Raw genomic sequence first — 20,297 nt, 5'->3', positions numbered from 1 at the left:
TACAGAATAGTTTGCATAAAAAATATATATTCGTAAAATTGTCGATAGTTGGAGTTGTTCATGTCTGATTTATCCTCAAATCGCCTGCCCAATCGCGCTTCTCGTGTTACGGATCAAGCGCTTTCAGCTATTGAGCGTTTCCTCCATATTGAGGCTCTCAGCGGTATTGTTCTTTTATTAGCCGCTGCTGCTGCACTCATGTTTGCCAATTCTGAACATGCTTCTCTTTATGAATCCTTCTGGCATACACCTCTTGGCTTTAACTTTGGCCATTTTACCCTTTCATGGGATTTACATTTCTGGGTTAATGATGCTCTCATGACTGTTTTTTTTCTCGTCGCGGGAATGGAAATCCGGCGTGAAATTCATGAGGGGGCCCTGGCTAATTTTAAACAAGCAGTTTTACCAATTGTTGCAGCAATAGGTGGAGTTTGTCTTCCTGCAATTATTTATTTCAGCTTCAACTTTAATAGTGGCCAGATACATGGTTGGGCTGTGCCAACAGCAACAGATATTGCCTTTGCGCTAGGCATTCTTGCTCTTCTTGGAAAAAAAATTCCTTCTAACCTTCATATCATTCTCTTATCTTTAGCAATTATTGATGATATTATCGCTGTTCTTATTATTGCTTTCTTCTATTCAACAGATATTGATCCTAGTGGTCTCGTCATTGGAGTAGCAGGTATTGCTTTAGTATTATTTTTTCAATGGATTGGACTCGCATCGGCATGGCTTTACATTCTACCTGGTGCAATCATCTGGTGGGGCTTAATGATAATGGGTGTTCATCCATCACTTGCAGGTGTGATTTTAGGTATGATGACTCCAGTTTTTCCCACTCGTACTCTTGTAGCTCCACTTACAATGCTGAGCAACGCCATGCAAATTCTTCAAGAAAAAAATACAAAAACAGACTTGCATCATATCTCAACTGCATTGAAAAAAATGCGCAAAGGACAGCGCGATATGATTGCACCAGTAACGCGTATTCAAAAAACATTGCACCCATGGGTCGCATATGGTGTGATGCCAATTTTCGCTTTTGCAAATGCTGGTGTTAGTTTTGCAAATTTTGATCTTTCTTCTGACAAATCTCTCTTGATTGTTCTTGGTGTTGTAATTGGTCTCTTTATTGGTAAACCTCTTGGTATTATCACTGCAAGTTATCTAGCAGTAAAATCAGGGCTGTGTCGATTGCCTCCTCAGATGACATGGATAGGAATTTTGTTGATTGGATTTTTAGCAGGAATTGGCTTTACAATGTCTATCTTCGTTTCAATGCTTGCTTTTAAAGATATTGTCTTGCTTGATTCTGCAAAAATTGGTGTTCTTTGTGGATCCGGTTTATCTGCTCTTATCGGGCTTGGATATGGCTTCATTTATATCAAACGCAATAAAAAAGTATCTCATACTTCTCAATAAAACAAACGACAACCTACTTTGTTATGTTCATCTTTTACAAAACAGTTTGATTAAGTTATTACATTATGACTGTATCATAATTACAAAAATGAATAAGGAGAAATATTCTAACATCATCGATGGACAATTGAAAAAGGCGTTTTTCTTTTTTGAAAACTATTTAACTCCATCGTAAAGTCTTATTAAAGGAGATCCATTATCATAATGCATGATTTGCATAAACAATATATCCTCATCTGATTTTGTTTAAATCCTGATCGATCAATGTAAATGAATGGTGTGTGTAAGATAATCAATAAGCAGGAAATACGGAACAAATTATCTATTGCAACCTTTTCCAAAGATTTTAATGAGCGGTCTCAAATGTCTCGATTTCATCATAACTATAATTATGCAAACTACGCTTTTCATAACACAGTGGATTTTATTTAATTTGATTGAAACTATCTGAGGCTTTCTTACTGCAGTTGATATAAATGACCTCATATCCAAAGCCGATAGAAATAGATAAATCAAATCTGCAAATCAGTACATTAAGAAAAAAGAGAGATTTTGTGCGTTCTTTAAAGTGAATATCCTCCTTCAACTCACAATTTCTGTACACTTCCTTATTTTAGATTTTTATTCACCCTTATGCAAAAAATAAAATTAAATCCACGGTATCTATAGAAAGTTCTCAATCATCATTTGAGAAAACAAAAAACATTAAGGGAATATATCCCATCGATCTTATTTTGCATAATTTCGTGAATAATTTAATGAAATCAAATCTATAGGCTCTATAATTTAATTTAACATTCACAAATTTTCCTAGGTAACACATAATATTTGAGAGTGGTATATTTTTCATCTTCCATTGAACAATTATGTAAGGAGTTCTCACCTCCCCTACATCTATGAATGATTCACATTATTTAGAAACCTTTTATGCTTTAACCTTTATCAAGTCCATAAACAGCATGTAATGTTCTAACTGCAAGTTCAGTATAAGCGCTATCAATCAAAATAGAAATCTTAATCTCTGAAGTCGTGATTGCTTGAATATTAATACCCTTTTCAGCCAAAGCCTTAAAGGCTGTAGCCGCAACACCTGCATGGCTGCGCATTCCAATACCAATAACAGATACTTTGGCAAGACCACTTTCAGATTGGATAACATCAAACCCAATCTCTTTACGATTTTTCTCAAGAAGCGCAACCGCCTTATCTACATCTGCTGATGGTACAGTAAAAGTCATATCGGTTTTTGAACCATCTTCAGAAATATTTTGCACAATCATATCGACATTAATTCGCTCTTCGGCCAAAGGTCCAAAAATTGCTGCGGAGATCCCTGGACGATCTGCAAGCCGACGGAGCGAAATTTGCGCTTCATCCTTAGCAAAAGCAATGCCAGTAACATTCTGTTGTTCCACGATTTCATCCTCATCGCAAATAAGTGTTCCAGAAGAATTCATTGAATTACCCATGCCTAATGCATTGGGATCCTCAAAACTTGAACGCACGAAGGTACGAACGTTATGAACCATAGCCAATTCAACCGACCGAACCTGTAAAACTTTTGCCCCAAGAGAAGCCATTTCCAGCATTTCTTCAAAAGCCACTTTTGGTAAACGACGTGCCTTAGGTTCTACGCGCGGATCCGTTGTATAAACACCGTCCACGTCTGTATAAATATCACAACGATCAGCCTGTATAGCTGCTGCTATTGCAACAGCACTTGTATCTGATCCACCACGCCCCAAAGTAGAAATCCGATTATCTGGTGCCAACCCTTGAAAACCAGCAATAACTGCTACCTGACCTTCCTGAAAACGTTGTATTAAAAAAGATCCATCAATATCTGTAATACGTGCACTCCCATGTACACTATCTGTGTGAATAGGAATTTGCCAACCAAGCCATGAACGAGCATTCATTCCCATTTCTTGAAGTGTAAGGGCCAACAAACCCGCCGTTACCTGTTCACCAGAAGCAACGACTACATCATATTCGTAAGCATCTTTATGTATTGGTGAAGCGTCACATGTCCACTGAACAAGCTCATTAGTTTTACCGGCCATTGCGGATACCACCACCGCAACCTCATTGCCCGCTTCTACCTCTCTTTTAACATGCTGTGCAACATTATAAATACGCTCAATATTTGCTACAGATGTTCCGCCAAATTTCATGACAATCCGCGCCATCAATAATACTCTTACCTTTACGTTTCTTATCTCAAACGACAGTAAAAATAAGGACTTACTCCCGTATCAACAAACCACTTTTCACATACCCAATATCTATCATTTGTGCAAGTCCACTCTATGTGTTTTAATTTCCCTTGACTTTAGGTAAAATCAACTTGATTTAAATTATGAAAAAATAAGAGAAGAGCAATATGATAAATGAAACACACACTACACTTGACCAAAGTGAAATTGACCATTTTTCGCGTATTGCCGCTGAATGGTGGAATCCACACGGAAAATTTCGGCCACTTCATCAATTTAATCCAACACGCCTTGCTTACGTTAGAGAAAAAATCTGTTTAGAATTTCATCGTGATCCTGTTTCACTTATGCCCTTCGAAAATTTAAAAATCCTTGATATTGGTTGTGGAGGAGGTTTGTTATGCGAACCAATGGCACGTCTTGGCGCTATGGTTTTAGGAGCTGATGCTGCCCAAACAAATATTGAAGTCGCAAAAATCCATGCAACCCAAAATGGCCTTTCAATTGACTACCGCACCACTACTGCAGAAGCACTTGCCATTAAAGGAGAACAATTTGACATCATTCTTAATATGGAAGTTGTTGAACATGTGGCTGATGTTAACTTCTTCATAGCGGCTACAGCAAAAATGCTCAAGCCACAAGGATTGATGTTTATCTCAACACTCAATCGTACATGGAAAGCATGGGGGCTAGCTATTGTCGGCGCTGAATATATTTTACGTTGGCTGCCGAAAGGAACCCACAACTATAAAAAGTTTATAAAACCTCGAGAACTTAAAAAACTTTTATTACAAAACGCTCTAACTATCGTTGATGAGATCGGTATTACTTATAATCTATTAAACGACAGCTGGAATCTCTCAAAAGATATGGACGTTAACTATCTGCTTCTAGCAAAAAAGTCTTAAGCGAACATAATCTACAATGACTGTACGTCTTGCAACAAAGGATTGAGCTTCCCCTCATCTTCTAAAGCGTAAAGATCATCACACCCCCCGACATGATAATCACCTATAAAAATTTGTGGAAATGTATTACGTCCATTCGCTCGCTGCACCATTTCTTGGCGAAGAGAAGTTGATGCGTCAATATCTGTATATTTTACACCTTTTTTATCAAGCAAATCTCGTGCTCTCTTGCAATAAGGACAGTTAGGACGTGTATAGAGTATTATCTCTTTCATAGTGTTATTCTCCAATGTTTTCAAAGTATTTATAAATTAAAGATTCTCTCAAGAATCAGGAAATATAGAAGCCTCTTTTAGTACACGCGAAAATGTTAGTACATCAACCTGCCGCGCACCTGCACACTTTAATGTTGCAGCTGCTGCTGTAACTGTCGCACCTGTTGTGAAAACATCATCAATTAATAAAATAGAACGTCCCTGTAGATATTTTTTAACTCTACGCGGCACCTCAAAAGCATTCAGCACATTCAATTTTCGCTCCCTAGCAGATAAATTCACCTGCGGACGAGTATGCTGACAACGTACAAGCCAGCCGGGCTTAAATTCTTTTTTCTGAACTATTGCAATATAACGCGCAAGCTCAGCAGATTGATTATAACGTCGCTTCAAAAAACGACGAAAATGCAAAGGAACGGAAATAATAATATCACAATCTTCAATAATCTCACGTCCCGCAGACACCATCCAATTAGCCATCAAAGATGCCAATTCTACATGATCACCATATTTCAATCGTGTTACCAGAGATTGTGCTATCCCCTTATGAACAATAACCGACCGAACACGCGAAAAAGGTAGAGAATTCTGAAGCGCTTCGCCACTGAGAAAACCATCCCCCATATCACAAACAAAAGGGACTCCCATAACAGGGCAATAAGGTTTTGTAATAAATTGAAGACTTTTCCAACACTCAGAGCAAATGGTATTATAAGCAGAAACTCTTTGCTTACATCCAGGGCAAATCGGCGGATACAAAATTGTTAGCAAGCGCTCAATAAACTTATTTAATATATTCCCGCCATTTAAAGCCACTTCTTGAAAACAGAACATCGTTAATTTAGGCTTTTATAGCTTCCCTGTACAAAAAAATATTTTGTATTTTTAGTTTTAATTCCTTTAAAAACTCTTACTTCTTAGAAATTTATTTTTATTTCACATCATAAACTTGACAAAGCTTGCGCAAAAATGAACCCTTTCAAAACTATACTCATTAAAGATTGAAAGACCTTAACGATATGTTGTATCCTTTAATTTTTGATCATAATCGCATTGAACAATTCCGCAAACGTGCTTTCCAAAAAGTAAAAGAAGGACATGACTTTCTACTGTCCTACATGGCTGAAGATCTCTATAAACGTCTCAGAACTGTTGATCGTCTCTTTACATTAGCTTTAGATTTACACAGCCATACAGATCTTGCAGCACAAACTCTTATGAAATCTGGTAAAGTCCATTCTATAGAACGTGTTGAAACCAACATGCTTTATCAAAGCTATGACAAAAAATTTCATTTACGTTCTCGAGAATTTCTTGATTTTCCTCAAAATTATTGTGATCTTATCGTTTCACTTCTTTCACTACAATTGACCAATGATACCCCTGGCGTTCTTAGTCAGATAAAAAATATCCTTAAACCAGATGGCTTATTTCTGGCTGTTATGGCAGGGGCAGGTACACTCGCAGAATTACGTGAATGCCTTTTGCAAGCTGAAATTGAAATTTATGGCGGGACAAGCCCAAGGATCTATCCTTTTGCCGATATTCGTGAGGTAGGTGCTCTTTTACAGCGTATTGGTTTTGCTCTCCCTGTAGCAGATATTGAAGATGTCACAATACGCTACAATACAATGTTTGACCTCATAAATGACCTTAGAGCTATGGGAATGCAAAATGCGCTTATTAATCGTTCACGACACCCTGTATCCAAGCGCTTTTTTCTCCGCGCAGCTGAAATCTATGCACAACGATTTAGCGATCCTGATGGTCGTATTCGCGCGCATTTTTCTTTTATTTGGCTCTCTGGTTGGGCTCCTCACCCAAATCAACAAAAACCTACACAGCCAGGCTCAGCGAAAATATCTCTTGCAGATGTTTTAGTAAAACAACCGAAAAAAACATAGACTTAACATAAAAATTATTTTTCAAAGATGCTTTTATCCGTTGCCCGTAACATCTGACTAGTTATAGTTCCAGCCAACATTGAATCACTCACATTGAGAGCTGTACGCCCCATATCAACGAAAGGTTCAATAGACATAAGTACAGCAACCAAAGAAACAGGAAGCCCCATAATTGGCAACACTATTAATGCAGCGAAAATAGCACCACCACCAACACCAGCAACACCAATAGAACTCAACGTTACAACACAAACAAGAGCAGCAATCCACGTAGGATCAAGAGAATTAATACCCATAGAAGGCGCTATCATAGTCGCAAGCATTGCTGGATAAAGGCCTGCACAACCATTTTGTCCAATTGTTGCCCCAAAAGAGGCTGCAAAACTAGCTATTGATTGCGGTACACCAATCCATTGCGTTTGGGCCTCAATATTTAAAGGAATACTTGCAGCACTTGAACGACTGCTAAAAGCAAATGTCAAAACCGGCAAAACCTTTTTGAAAAAACGGAAGGGATTAATTCCTGATATGCTGAGCAATACACCATGAACTCCAAATATAAGGATAATACCAACATAGGAGGCGATAATAAAAATCAATAAATTTAAAATATCTGCAACATGCGAAGATGCACCTACTTTAGTCATAAGTGCAAAAATACCATAAGGCGTCAAAGCAATCACAATACGGACTAATCGCATAATCCAAGATTGTGCCACTTGAATAAATAAAAGTGCTTTTTCTCCTTTATCTGGATCATCTTTCTTTAAAAGAAGAACCGCAGCCCCTAAAAACGACGCAAAAATAACAACACTGATAACTGATGTACGCTTGGCTCCACTTAACTCAGCAAAGGGGTTTTTAGGAATCAAGGATAAAACCATATTTGGGATATTCATATCACCAAGTTGAGAAATATGATCCCCGAGAACAGTAGAAACATTTTGCCTTTCATATACCAAACCACTCGCTGTTAATCCAAAGGCATTAACTACCAAAACGCCAACCAACGCTGAAAGAGCAGTTGTAAAGAGCAATATTGAAATTGTTATTATACTCATTTTTCCAACAGCATAAACAGAATGCAAATGAGCAACCGCTGAAACGATAGAGATAAAAACCAATGGCATAACAATCATTTGCAGTAACAAGATATAACCACTACCAACAATGTTAAACCATTCAACGGATTTCAACAAAGTAGCTTCACCTTTTCCATAAATAACCTGTAAAACACTGCCAAAAATCAAGCCAAGGATAAGCCCTAGCATAACACGTAGTGAGAGGCTCCATTTCATCCTCTCACTTTGGGCAAGCCATAACAAAAAAATAACAAATAGAAATAAATTGATGAAAAAATTAAATGTCATTGTTTATGCTCACTATTGTTATGCTTGATATTGAATAATATGCACAGTCCAAAATTAATGTGTGATATTCAAAATAAAATATAAAGCTTAAGAGGCTTTTATAAAATCATTATTTTTTTAATTTATAGGTTCAAAGGGAAATTTTTATCTCCTAATAACTGTTTAAAGAAGATAAAAAAATCAAATGAAATTATTTTATCTTATCCATAAAATCTTTAAACAGGATAAAATATAAACAGTATTCATTAGATCCTGATACTAAAAGAACAATTTTGATATGCTTTATCATATGCATAATGTTATCATTCTCTCTTGCTACGTCAAACGATAAGACTTCTAGTAACGATATATAAACTGCTGAACAATTGCATGGCTTCTTTTTCTTAATACGATATCAAATCATCCTTACCAATTTTATTATCGATATTGTGAAAGTCTTCATACTTACCTTTTTTATTATTGTTAATATATTAATTTATAAAAACAATTTATTACTTTTTTCACTTAAATGGGAACCTTGAATATAATCAAAATTCCCTCATTTTAAGCCTGTTTTAAAGTAAATTAAAAAATCTTTTGCTCGCTACATCACAAGCGGAATTGGCATATGAATAAAAAGCTTTTAAGAAAGGACCAAATATACCTTTTTATGAACAGTTTAAATGCAAAAATAGAGACAACTTTTGATTAAGAAAATATCATGAGGGTGCCGATTTGTTAATTGCATAAATAAAAGAGATGACAGTGCCCAATAATCTTGTATAATGCCCTTCACGGGCAAGTGTCAGATATTAAATTGGGAAAAGTTGAGATATTTCTCTTAAACCAAGCCTGTGCATGAGCTGTAAAAATAGTATGCACTTCTTCCGAAACCACACAGTGGCTTTTCTTGCTTTAAAGTTTAATAAACGCATTCCCAAAAAACAGGTTCCACAGATTGATTCCAAATAGAATAATAAAGAGACAAAAATTTATCAGCATCTGTTTGCCCAATTGCAATAACCTCTTCTAAGGGAACCAAAAAATTTGTCTCATCCAAACCATTAGAATCATACTGCCGACGATTTTTTAAGCCCTTGCGCGAAATAGCAACAACCTGACGGGCTATTTCTAAAATGGTAGTCTGACGAAAAGGTGTTTTTAACCCTTCTTTAGTGACACGTTTGCGCATGTCCAAAACTTCTTCACAACACCAATCTTTTGTTAGAGCCTCTGCTTCATTAAGCGCTTCACTATCATAAAGAATTCCAACCCAAAAAGCCGACAACGCACAAATACGCTTCCAAGAACCACAATCAGCACCTCTCATTTCCAAAAATTGTTTTAAGCGTACTTCAGGAAACAAAGTCGATAGATGAGTAATCCAATCCCCCATATTGGGTGTTGCATTTGCAACCTGCCCTCTTAATGCTCCGTTCATAAACTGACGAAAAGTTATATGTGTACAATCGTAATAACGACCGTCACGCACAACGAAATACATCGGGACATCAAGTGCCCATTCAATGTAATCCACAAAACCAAAACGCTCAGAAAATATAAAGGGAAGGACTCCAGTCCTCTGATTATCAGTATTGCACCAAATTTCAGAACGCCAAGATAAAAAGCCATTCGGCTTCCCTTCAGTAAAAGGTGAACTGGCAAATAACGCCGTCGCAATAGACTGCAACTTCATTGATACTTGCATTTTTCGCCGCATATCCGTTTCAGATGAAAAATCAAGATTAACCTGAACAGTCGATGTGCGGTACATCATATCAAGACCACTATGACCAACTTTCGGCATATAATTGGCCATAATCCGATAACGTGACTTAGGCATTCGTGGAGTTTCAGTTAATGTCCACTTTGGACTAGCACCAATGCCTAGAAAACCAATACCCAATGGCTCTGAAATTTTCTTGAGAAGAGCTAAATGCTCAATTACCTCGCAATAAGTATCACTAATTGTTTTTAGTAATGCACCAGATAATTCAAATTGTCCTCCAGGTTCCAAAGAAATAGCACCTTGACCAACCGATCCTACGAGCCCAATAATATTTCCCTCATCTAAAATAGACTCCCATCCTAAGGCTTTTTGCATTCCCTCTAAAAGTGCGCGTATTCCTCTCGAACCTTCATAAGGAACAGGACGCAAATTATCTCTATAAAAGGGAAATTTTTCATGTTCTGTACCAATACGCCAATCATGCTCTGCTTTACACCCCCCTTGGAAATAGCTAACCAAGGAATCTAAGTTATAAATTTCACTTTCATCAGTTATATCAAGTGCCATAACTTATTATATCCTATCGTTAGTTCTACCATTTTAAAAGAATTGTTTAGAATGATTTACAGATTTCTCAATCAATTGACCAATCACCTATCGTGGCATTCAAAAGAGCTAAAGCAGCAACAGCTGCAGTGTCAGCACGTAAAATACGCGGACCTAATGGTATCGAAATTACAAAAGGATGTTTTTTTAAAAAGTTCCGCTCTTCTTGACTAAAGCCACCTTCTGGTCCAATGAGAACACCCGGCGCTATCATTTCACGCTTTTTTAGAAGAGGTAATGGATTATGCGATTTGTGCGCTTCATTACAAAAGAACAACGGTTGTGTCTCATCCCAACGTGCTAAAAGCTCCGCTAACGACACTGCAGGTACACATTCAGGCAAAGATAAAATGCCACACTGTTCAGAAGCCTCAACAACATTAGATTCCATACGTGCCATATTGATACGCGTGACCTGTGTGTGATGCGTTATAACAGGCTGCAAAACCGATACCCCCATTTCTACAGCTTTTTGCACCATGTAATCCAAACGCGCGGCTTTGAGAGGAGCAAAACAGTAAATGAGATTTGAAAGCGCTGTTTGAAATCTTTCTTGATGGATAAGCTGAACTACAACAAACTTTTTCTTAATGGTGATAAGTTTAGCAAGCCACTCACCATCCTGTCCATTAAAAAGTAAAATTTCCGCTCCTTCTTGCATACGCAGAACATGTACAATATAAGAAGCTTGTGGTCCTTCTATCTTTATTTTTTCATTTATGACAAGTGGCTGTCGAATAAATAATCTTTTAAGTTTATAATTCATGTGCATAAAAAATTGTGCCAAACTCACTATGATCGTTGAAAAAATAAAGAAAATATATAACAAAAAGAAAACATTATATCTATAAAACTATAAAAATTTTTTTTACATTTATGAGATAAAAGTGGGAACAAAGAGAATATTAAATGATTCTGCTTTTATACAGGTTTGTAATAATACAACTATTACTATTGCATCTAAATGATTGGAAGGAAAATATGTCTGCTAAAAAAGCTACGATTATTACTATTACAACCCTCTTCGCCTTTATTCTCATTACTATAGGAATTGGCTCCGTTGGAGCAGATGGGAAGCGCACAATCACAGAAGATGGTTATGGCATCTCCTCTCAAATTCAAAAAGTATCTGCTACATATTTTCAAAATTTTATATTCATATAATGTTTTTCAATAATTTTCTAAAATTCCTGCTCATAATGAAAAACAATGATCAGTTCCTATCAATGTCTTTTTTAACCCAAAAATTGCCTCGCTCCTGCCCTTTAGAGCTAAGAGAAAAAGAAAAAGGCCACGCAAGATTATTCGCAAGACATTCGACATCTCTACATAGAGTTTCTGAATTATTATTTTTTCGTAGTTGTGCCTGTAACGTCAATTCATTCTGTTGATCTTGAGCAATCGCAGCATCAATTGCTCCTTGAATGGATAAACTCCAATCCGCCGTACGCATCAATGATTCAATCACAGTAATTGAGCCGTCTGAAAATCTTGTTTGAATATCCCAATGATCAAAGACTGTGGATAAGGAATCATGATTCATTAAAAGAAATTGTTCCTTTTTAAAAAGTTTTGTCTGCAAATCATCCAAATCATATCCTAACAAGCGTCCAGAAAACATATTCAGTGTTAATTCACCCTGCATTTTCGCAAAAATTTCCGACCAAAAACTGGCAAAGGTCTTTACTGTCATGATAAAATTAGCTTTGGACTGTGCAAATGGGCGTATTCCTAGCGCTTCTGCAGCAACCTGGGTATCAATGGAAGTCCCTGAAACACGTCCTTTAAGTTGCACTTTCTGACCAACTGATGTTATTTGAATATTGCTTTGAAGTGTCCCACCAAAAACGTTAGCATATCCAAGATCAAAAATGCCATCCCCATTTTTTATTTGTATGGCAGCAGCTAAATCAGTCAATATAACATTTCCTACTTTTGCTTGTGGTGCAGAAAGCCGTACATCTACCCTAATACGATCTGCCATATCAAGAAATGGATTCTTTTTCTTAACTGAAGAAAATACTGATCTCAAGAGATTAAAATCTAAATTATCAAATGCTAAAGATCCAATTATAATTGGTACATAGTCCTGAAAACCAATTTCTAAAGCTCCACGCGCACTTGCTGTACCCATCGTAAATGTAACATTATCCATTTGAATATGCATTGGCTGTGCTACAAAGCGAGACTCCCATACAATAGGTTCTTTTAATCTATGCCCCCAAAACTGATTGTTTCCAATCCAAGCCAATGTCTGATTCCAACCCGGAGAGCGCATCGATACTTTTCCGTCAAAAACATAGTATTCAGATAACCGTGCCTGCCCTATAAAGGTTATACCACCACGCACAGAATTGAGACTTGCCTTAACCTGGCTTTTCCCTCCTGCTAAAAGCAGTAATGCTTGATCAGCATTAATTGATAATTTTGTCAATTCTCCCCGCCAACGAGCATCTGCACGAAATCGCGCTTCCTGTGTGGATTCTGGCCAATCTAAAACAGCATTTAATCCCGTTATTTTTTCTGCTATGCTAGAAATACTATCATGATATACGAGAACGCCATTTTCAATAATAATCCGCCCAAAAGGTTGCTTCAAAAGACGCTTTGTATCTGGCTTATCAGAGTTATGCTTCAATATTTCACGAGCATTACGTATCGCTAATCCTAATGCACCTCGTGACCGCGAAAATTTAGCAAAAAAATCCGCTACTGTCTTAACAGGCTTTTCAATAATAAATTGAGGACGCACAATTCGCGTCTCTGAAAAAGAAATATGCCCCCAAAGAAGATTCACCAAAGAAAGATCAACTTCTATCGATTCAGCTTCCATGAGAGGTGCAGCATTATTCATTTTTGATGTTAAAGTAATACCGGAAAGATACGCTTTAGGGTAAGGAAAAAGATCCAATTGCGGTGGATCACGCAATTCCACATTATAGCCTGTCCACGCACTCAAATCCTGTGCTAAACGAATACGAATCGCATCTGTCGATACAAGATAAGGTAAAATGAAAATACCAACTCCAAATAAAACAATAATTGTAATAAAAATCCCGCTCAAAAATTTTATTATTCTGGCGTGCACAATCTTCCTCTACACTTTTGCCCCTATAACAGATTAAAAGCACATCTCAATATCGTTAAAAAACTTCTTATAATCTTAAAATCCGTTATATATTAGTTAATAACTGCATTATTCTTGTTCTTATCCAAAGTTTATTGAAACGGCAATGTTGCTGCTGCTTAATAAAGTAATTATTCTAAAATTTCTCGAAAACAAATATATAACATTATCAAACCATCCTTAGCATTCCCAGATTAATACTGCTACAAAGCTCTATTGTATCGTCAGCAAATGCTTTACAAAAAAAACAAACAGCCCTTATGAAAGGATTGCTCCCATGAACAATATTATTGACGGAAAGAAGCTCGCTGAAAAAATTATTGTGAAAGTTAAGGCTGAAACAACAAAACTGCGCAATAACTATAAGATACAACCTGGTATCGCTGTCATTATTGTTGGAGACGACCCAGCAAGCCAAGTATATGTTACATCAAAAAGCAAAAAAGCCGAAGAATGTGGTTTTTTTTCAATCAAACATATAATTTCAAAAGAAACACAGGAAAAAGAACTCCTTCAACTCATTGCAACATTAAATTCCGATCCCCAAATCCACGGTATTTTGGTGCAACTTCCCCTCCCTGCCCATATTAATACAAACAGCATAACACAAGCCATCGCTTTCCAAAAAGATGTTGATGGTTTTCATTATATCAATATAGGAAAACTCACAGCAAATGCACTTGAAGACGCTATCATTCCTTGTACTCCAGCTGGTGTCATGATGATGATTGAACAACAATGTGGACGAGATTTATCTGGTCTTGATGCCGTTGTTGTTGGACGCTCAAATATTGTTGGTAAACCTATGGCCACCCTCTTAACAGCAGCAAATGCCACTGTGACAATCGCTCATAGTCGTACCCGTGATCTTGATGATGTGTGTCGTAGCGCCGATATCTTAGTAGCAGCTGTAGGTCGCCCACAAATGATTAAAAAGTATTGGGTTAAAAATGGTGCCGTTGTTATTGACGTTGGCATTAACCGCGTTGCAGCACCAGAAAAAGGCGTAGGAAAGACACGTCTTGTTGGTGATGTCGATTTTGAAGAAATAAAAGAAAAAGCTGCTGCAATTACCCCTGTTCCAGGAGGAGTTGGACCAATGACAATCGCTATGCTTATGGTTAATACGCTCAAAGCTGCAGCTCGATTACATAACCTTCCCATACCAAAATTCTAAGGATTGTATGCACTTTCATTGCATATGCATTACTTTATCTACTTTTCGCTCTTTAGTCATGCTATAAGCACAGATATTCCTTGATCTGCACGATTAACGGAGTGGTAAAAAATATGAAAAAGCTCACGTCCAACGCCATATTCATTCTTTTCAAAGTCAAGAGGGGTAATTGTTCGTGCGTTAATTCTACCTTATCTTCTAAAATAACTAATTTACCCACATAAACATTACGACAAACGACGTCACCATCCTGCAAACGCACAATCGGGCCATCATTCAAAGCTTCTTGTGTCACATAAATTGCAGCAGGGATTTTTCCTGAAGCACCAGACATATGATCATCCGTTACCAATGCTATCTTTTGACCACGATCTTGTAAAACAGCTAAAATTATCGTTAATTTATGAAGCTCTAGCATACCATTGGCTTTTGGCACTTGATAACGAATAACAGTAATAAAGTCTTTATCATTCAATACCCTCGGCTTTAAAAGCCCTTTTGCAGTTCTTCTTGATCATTAAAGACAAGAACTAAAGCTTCAATCCGCCAATGCTCTGATTTGACAGATGAAATTTTCATAATAGCTGTGCCTAAATCTTCCGATAAAATACGGATACCACCATCAGGCTGAAACGGCTTCTTCCACCCTTCTAATACTTTATGATTAGAACTCTCATTAAGAGCAGGCTCACGCACCATATTGCTATCAGTGTAAAGCTTTGCTCCAATTGCATAAGCATTGAAATCTTTACCAAAAACTGTACAAACATCTTTATGAACTAAACCTTCCTTAATCAATTCACGAATAACGAATCCTATACCACCAGCTTGTGAAAATGGTTGATATCAACCAAACCATTAGGGTAAATCCGCGTTAAAAAGGGAACAACTGACGAAATCTCTGCAATATCACGCCGTGTCAATTGAATACCACCAGCAGCAGCCATAGCAATTAAATGAATGCATGATTATTAGATCCTCCCGTTGTATTTAAGCCTAAAATAGCGTTCACGAAAGAGAGCTCATCCACTATCATAGCAAATAGACTGTGACTATCGCTAAGAGCTGTCATTTCAAGTACACGCTTCCTAGCTTCCTTTGTTAAAGCATCACACAAAGGTGTATTCGCATTGATGAAAGAGCTTCCCGGCATGTGGAGCCCCTATCATCTCCAGTATCACCTGATTTGAGTTAGTCTTCCTATAAAATGTACATGTTTCTGGCTCATGATAATAACGGTCTTCCGATTCCAACAGTGTTTGACGATCTATCTTATTTTCTGCATAAAGCTGGCATATTTTCGCTTTTTTATCATTGCCTTAACTACTTGTCATGGGACCAGCCGGAACAAAAATTCCTGGTAAGGAGCCATGTTAGTGCACCAATCACCAAACCAGGTACGATTTTGTCACAAACCTCGAGGTAGAGTACTGCATCAAATATATCATGTGATAAACCTATAGCTCGCCATGGCAATCACGTCATGCGAAAAAAGGGAAAGTTTCATTCCCGCATTCCTTTGTGTGACACCATTACACATCGCAAACACACCACCTGCCACTTGTGCCACACCATCAACCATACGGGCTGCCTCTTTAATTAAGTGAGAAAAACTCTCAAAAGGTTTATGGGCTGAAAGTATATCATTATACGTAATAATAATACCAATGTTTCCAACGATATTATGATTCAAATGCTTTTTATTTATTGGACCCCAGGCTGCAAAACCATGGGCTTGATTGACACATCCTCAAAAAAACTCCGCTCGGGATGATTTTCCTACGCTTTTGAAATACGATCTAGATATAAACTTCCCGCGTTGAGGCAGAACGTTCACAAATTCTTCGCATAACCGTAGCAATTGTCTTTGAGAGTGTCATGTTTATTCTCCCTTTCATTTACGCATCCTATCATGAGTTAAAGGGATTGCGTATTTACTTTACTGGTCCTATGTTCTGCTTCAGTTATTTCATTTTCTGTAGGCGACCAATAAACCTGAACAAGATGATGAGCATTGCGTAAAACCGCTCGAACAGGCATTTCCATTTCAGATCCGTTCCGACAAACTGTTTCAAAACAATCGCGTTTCTGAAAACCTTCAAAATGGAGAATAATGCAACGAGATTGCATTATAACTGGCAAAGTGAGCGTAAGTCTTGGCTCAAGAGTACTCTTCGTATGAAGTGGTAAAACGAGCGCTTGCGTCTGAAGATCAAGTGCTTGTTTCAAACGATCAGAATCAGGAAAAAAAGAAGCAGTATGCCCATCAACCCCCATTCCTAAAACAATCACATCAAATGGTTTAGGCAAAACATTGATACGACTCGCTGCTGAAAAAGCGGCAAGTTCAACGGTATTTGCCTTCTGATAAAGTCCCACAAAACGCGCTCTAGCCGCAAAATTTTGTAACAAATAGCGTCGCACGACATGTTCGTTTGAACGCTCATGATGAACAGGTACAAAACGTTCATCAACCAAAGTAATGATGATGTTTTCCCAATCAATATCAGCTTTTGACAAATGATGAAAAAATAATTCTGGTGTTTTACCACCAGAAACTGCCAAAATCGCTCGCTTACGCTCAAGAACAGACACACTAAGCTCTGCTGCGACTCGATCAGCTAATGCTAAAGCAAGGGCAGTGGGTGTTGCAAAATTTAAACGGTCGATATTTATTCCATACATATTTATCGCTCTAAACCAAGTTATTCCATATACGCCCATCACGTTCCATCAAAAGTGTCGAAGCAGATGGTCCCCATGAACCAGCGTTATAACCGTGGACAGGCTGCTTTATGGACTCCCATCCCTCAAGAATCGGATCAATCCAACGCCAAGCAGCTTCAACTTCATCACGACGCATAAAGAGTGTTTGATCTCCGCGAATAACATCCATTAATAAGCGTTCATAAGCATCAGGATTACGCTGAGAAAATGCAGATGCAAAACTCATGTCCAATGGAATATGACGAAATCGCATACCGCCAGGACCTGGATCCTTAATCATCAACCATTGTTTTACGCCTTCATCAGGCTGGAGACGAATGACGAGCCGATTAGAAAAAATTTCACTCGAATCCGTCTCAAAAATATTATGGGGAATGGGTTTGAAAACGACAACAATTTCAGACATCTGCGTGGCCATACGTTTACCTGTTCGCAAATAAAAAGGCGTATCTGCCCACCGCCAATTATCAATCTTAGTTTTAAGCGCTACAAATGTTTCACTCCTACTAACCTCTTTCCCCAAATCATCAAGATAAGATTTCACAGAAACATCATCCAATATACCAGAAAGATATTGCCCACGTACAGTATATTGCTCTACATTATGAACATCGAGAGGCATTAAAGAATGCAAAACTTTAAGTTTTTCATCACGCACGGCATTCGCACTGTTGGTAAATGGTATTTCCATAGCAACTAAACAGAGCAATTGTAGCATATGATTTTGTACCATGTCGCGTAGTGCGCCTGCACTCTCATAATATTCTACACGCCCTTCCAATCCTAAAGATTCAGCCACCGTTATCTGAACATGATCAATATAACTGGAGTTCCATAACGGCTCATAAAGTGTATTAACAAACCGCAATGCCATCAAATTTTGAACGGTTTCCTTGCCAAGATAATGGTCAATGCGAAAAATTTGATTTTCATCAAATACGCTTGCAAATGTATCATTGAGTTGAACTGCTGTCTCTGCATTATGGCCAATAGGTTTTTCAATGATAATCCGTGTTTTTTGCGTCACTAAACCATTTTGTCCCAATCTCATCGCAATATCACCAAAAAGGGGTGAACCAACCGCTAAATAAAAAGCTCGAATATCAGCTGGATCTTTTGAGAGCAGTAAAGCGAGATCTCCCCACCCCCGGTTTGATGTAATATCAACAGAAACATAGGTTAAACGGGCAAGAAAACGATTGAGTTCAATTTGATTGAGATCTCTTGGATGAATATATTCTTCTAAAGAAGCACAAACAAAATTTTGATACTCTTCACTACTCAACGAAGAACGCGAAACCCCAATAATACGTGTTAGCTCATTCAATTGCCCAACACACTGACAACGGTATAAAGCAGGTATAAGTTTGCGGGATGCTAAATCACCATTGCCACCAAAAACAATACAGTCAAAGGGAGAGACTGGAATAATTTTACTCACCATAAACTCGTCTCTCTTTCCATTCAATTATAAAAGATTAAATAATTTATAGAAGCTTATCATTAAAGCTGACAGATGCTAAACAAGCCATTAATTTCATTCATTTCAAATGATGTCCCATTAAAAATGATCCATCAAAGAAAACCAATGCATCGCAAAAAATACAAGCGGGTAACGCAGTATTCTTCCCCCTGGAAAAGGTGAAATCTTTAAATTCTGAAAATACGCAAAACGCTCACGCTTCCCAGTTAACCATTCAGCATATAATTTCCCCATAAAAGGAGCAAGCATAACCCCATGCCCCGAATAACCGCCGCAATAAATCATACCTGGTAGAAGTTGGCGAACATAAGGCATGCGCTCAATTGTTATAGCAACCGTTGCTCCCCAACAATGCGTGAGATTTATAGATTTGAGATGAGGATAAATTTCAGCAATTTGTCCTCGTATACGTTCTTCTAAATCTACGGGATGCTGATTATCATAACTTTCTACTCCACCAAATAACAAGCGATTGTCAACGCTTTTACGAAAATAGCGAACCATAAAACGAGAATCATCTACCGATTCGCCTCCCGGAAGAATGGAGCTTTCTTTTGATAATGGTTCTGTTGCCCCAATATAAGAGCGGATAGAAACAATATTTTTCTCAACAAAACTCTGAAGTCCAAACTTATAGGCATTGGTTGCCAATAAAACATGTTCAGCCTTTATCTTTCCTCGTTCTGTTATCACTACCCAATGGCGCCCCTTACGATTTACCGCAGTAACTTTTGTCTTCTCATAAAGTGTAGCGCCAGCATTTTTGGCTTTTTTTGCCAACCAAACAACCAGCTTTAAGGGATTTATATGACCAGTATGAGCATCATAAAGACCACCATAATAAAAAGACGAGCCAAGTCGTTTAGCTGTTTCATCCCTGTCCATAAAAGTAAGATCATAATAACCATAACGCTGCATCATCTCAACATGCCGTTGATAAGATATTACCCCACGCCTTTTATGGATCACAGAAAATTGTCCTTCCATAAAATCACACTGACAATCAGGCATCGCACACCAAGACAAAATATCCCTTTTGGCTTCTTCAGCTAAATCAAACAGTGCTTTACTTCGTTCAAAACCATATTTTTTCTCTAAATTTTCCACCCATTGTCGTTGCCCCGTTCCCAATTGCCCACCATTGCGCCCTGAGGCACCATCACCAAAACGCGAAGCTTCACACAAAACAACACTAACTCCAGCCTTAGCGAGATGGTAAGCAGCCGAAAGCCCAGTAAATCCACCACCAATAATAACCACATCATATTGACACTGTCCGTCAAAAAATGGATAAGAAGGACGCTCTTCTAAAGTGTCTTCATACCAAGAAATTTCTGGAGAAATCGGATTATACTCAATCATCGTGATAAA

At 37.8% G+C, this 20,297-nt stretch carries 15 protein-coding genes and 1 pseudogene; 5 read left to right on the top strand and 11 right to left on the bottom strand.

What is annotated here, in order from left to right; genetic code table 11:
• The first annotated feature begins 60 nt into the window (after window positions 1–60).
• Entirely contained in the window at window positions 61–1,422 is a 1,362-nt protein-coding gene (gene nhaA, locus O9A_RS03015; RefSeq protein WP_034458658.1) for a Na+/H+ antiporter NhaA, read from the top strand.
• A gap of 932 nt (window positions 1,423–2,354) precedes the next feature.
• On the opposite strand, the gene O9A_RS03010 is transcribed toward nhaA, so the two are convergent.
• The gene (locus O9A_RS03010) at window positions 2,355–3,611 is read right to left on the bottom strand and encodes an aspartate kinase (RefSeq protein ID WP_034458656.1); all 1,257 of its coding nucleotides are present in this window, start codon (window positions 3,609–3,611) and stop codon (window positions 2,355–2,357) included.
• A 194-nt stretch (window positions 3,612–3,805) separates the two neighbouring features.
• Here O9A_RS03010 and ubiG point away from each other — a divergent pair, with 194 nt between their 5' ends.
• Complete coding sequence (gene ubiG, locus O9A_RS03005) at window positions 3,806–4,549, top strand: bifunctional 2-polyprenyl-6-hydroxyphenol methylase/3-demethylubiquinol 3-O-methyltransferase UbiG (RefSeq protein WP_034458654.1); 744 nt, start codon at window positions 3,806–3,808, stop codon at window positions 4,547–4,549.
• Between the two features lie 11 nt (window positions 4,550–4,560).
• Here the strand turns inward: ubiG and grxC are convergent, their stop codons facing one another.
• Complete coding sequence (gene grxC / locus O9A_RS03000; RefSeq protein WP_034458652.1) at window positions 4,561–4,824, bottom strand: glutaredoxin 3; 264 nt, start codon at window positions 4,822–4,824, stop codon at window positions 4,561–4,563.
• A 48-nt stretch (window positions 4,825–4,872) separates the two neighbouring features.
• On the bottom strand, window positions 4,873–5,658 hold the full coding sequence (locus O9A_RS02995; protein WP_034458650.1) for a ComF family protein: 786 nt from the start codon (window positions 5,656–5,658) through the stop codon (window positions 4,873–4,875).
• A gap of 185 nt (window positions 5,659–5,843) precedes the next feature.
• On the opposite strand from O9A_RS02995, the gene O9A_RS02990 reads away from it, so the two are divergent.
• Window positions 5,844–6,728 carry a methyltransferase domain-containing protein gene (locus O9A_RS02990; RefSeq protein WP_034458648.1) on the top strand — a complete coding sequence of 295 codons (885 nt, stop codon included), beginning with the start codon at window positions 5,844–5,846 and terminating at the stop codon, window positions 6,726–6,728.
• Between the two features lie 14 nt (window positions 6,729–6,742).
• Here the strand turns inward: O9A_RS02990 and O9A_RS02985 are convergent, their stop codons facing one another.
• From O9A_RS02985 to O9A_RS02975, 3 genes are all read right to left on the bottom strand, one after another.
• Window positions 6,743–8,098, bottom strand: coding sequence for an L-cystine transporter (locus O9A_RS02985; protein ID WP_034458646.1), 1,356 nt, complete (start codon window positions 8,096–8,098; stop codon window positions 6,743–6,745).
• A gap of 901 nt (window positions 8,099–8,999) precedes the next feature.
• A complete protein-coding gene (locus O9A_RS02980) occupies window positions 9,000–10,373 on the bottom strand; it encodes a glutamate--cysteine ligase (protein WP_034458644.1) in 1,374 nt (457 codons plus the stop codon).
• A gap of 67 nt (window positions 10,374–10,440) precedes the next feature.
• Complete coding sequence (locus O9A_RS02975) at window positions 10,441–11,184, bottom strand: 16S rRNA (uracil(1498)-N(3))-methyltransferase (protein ID WP_034458642.1); 744 nt, start codon at window positions 11,182–11,184, stop codon at window positions 10,441–10,443.
• A 209-nt stretch (window positions 11,185–11,393) separates the two neighbouring features.
• On the opposite strand from O9A_RS02975, the gene O9A_RS02970 reads away from it, so the two are divergent.
• A complete protein-coding gene (locus O9A_RS02970) occupies window positions 11,394–11,576 on the top strand; it encodes a hypothetical protein (RefSeq protein WP_051665631.1) in 183 nt (60 codons plus the stop codon).
• A gap of 49 nt (window positions 11,577–11,625) precedes the next feature.
• Here the strand turns inward: O9A_RS02970 and O9A_RS02965 are convergent, their stop codons facing one another.
• Window positions 11,626–13,500 carry an AsmA family protein gene (locus O9A_RS02965; RefSeq protein ID WP_034458638.1) on the bottom strand — a complete coding sequence of 625 codons (1,875 nt, stop codon included), beginning with the start codon at window positions 13,498–13,500 and terminating at the stop codon, window positions 11,626–11,628.
• Between the two features lie 316 nt (window positions 13,501–13,816).
• Here O9A_RS02965 and folD point away from each other — a divergent pair, with 316 nt between their 5' ends.
• Complete coding sequence (gene folD / locus O9A_RS02960) at window positions 13,817–14,716, top strand: bifunctional methylenetetrahydrofolate dehydrogenase/methenyltetrahydrofolate cyclohydrolase FolD (RefSeq protein ID WP_034458628.1); 900 nt, start codon at window positions 13,817–13,819, stop codon at window positions 14,714–14,716.
• Window positions 14,717–14,772: 56 nt separating this feature from the next.
• On the opposite strand, the pseudogene edd reads toward folD, so the two are convergent.
• The 4 genes and pseudogenes from edd to O9A_RS02940 form a co-directional block, all read right to left on the bottom strand.
• Window positions 14,773–16,596 (bottom strand): annotated as a pseudogene (edd, locus tag O9A_RS08105) (phosphogluconate dehydratase).
• Window positions 16,597–16,633: 37 nt separating this feature from the next.
• Window positions 16,634–17,401: a 6-phosphogluconolactonase gene (gene pgl / locus O9A_RS02950; RefSeq protein WP_034458626.1), complete on the bottom strand. Its 768-nt coding sequence runs from the start codon at window positions 17,399–17,401 to the stop codon at window positions 16,634–16,636.
• A 10-nt stretch (window positions 17,402–17,411) separates the two neighbouring features.
• A complete protein-coding gene (zwf, locus tag O9A_RS02945) occupies window positions 17,412–18,887 on the bottom strand; it encodes a glucose-6-phosphate dehydrogenase (RefSeq protein WP_034458624.1) in 1,476 nt (491 codons plus the stop codon).
• A 117-nt stretch (window positions 18,888–19,004) separates the two neighbouring features.
• Window positions 19,005–20,288, bottom strand: coding sequence for an NAD(P)/FAD-dependent oxidoreductase (locus tag O9A_RS02940; RefSeq protein ID WP_034458622.1), 1,284 nt, complete (start codon window positions 20,286–20,288; stop codon window positions 19,005–19,007).
• Between the last annotated feature and the right edge of the window lie 9 nt (window positions 20,289–20,297).

It is taken from the genome of Bartonella koehlerae C-29, from assembly GCF_000706625.1.
GTDB lineage: Bacteria > Pseudomonadota > Alphaproteobacteria > Rhizobiales > Rhizobiaceae > Bartonella > Bartonella koehlerae.
The sequence above is the reverse complement of the archived record's forward strand: the minus strand, read 5'-3'. Positions and strand labels throughout refer to the sequence as shown.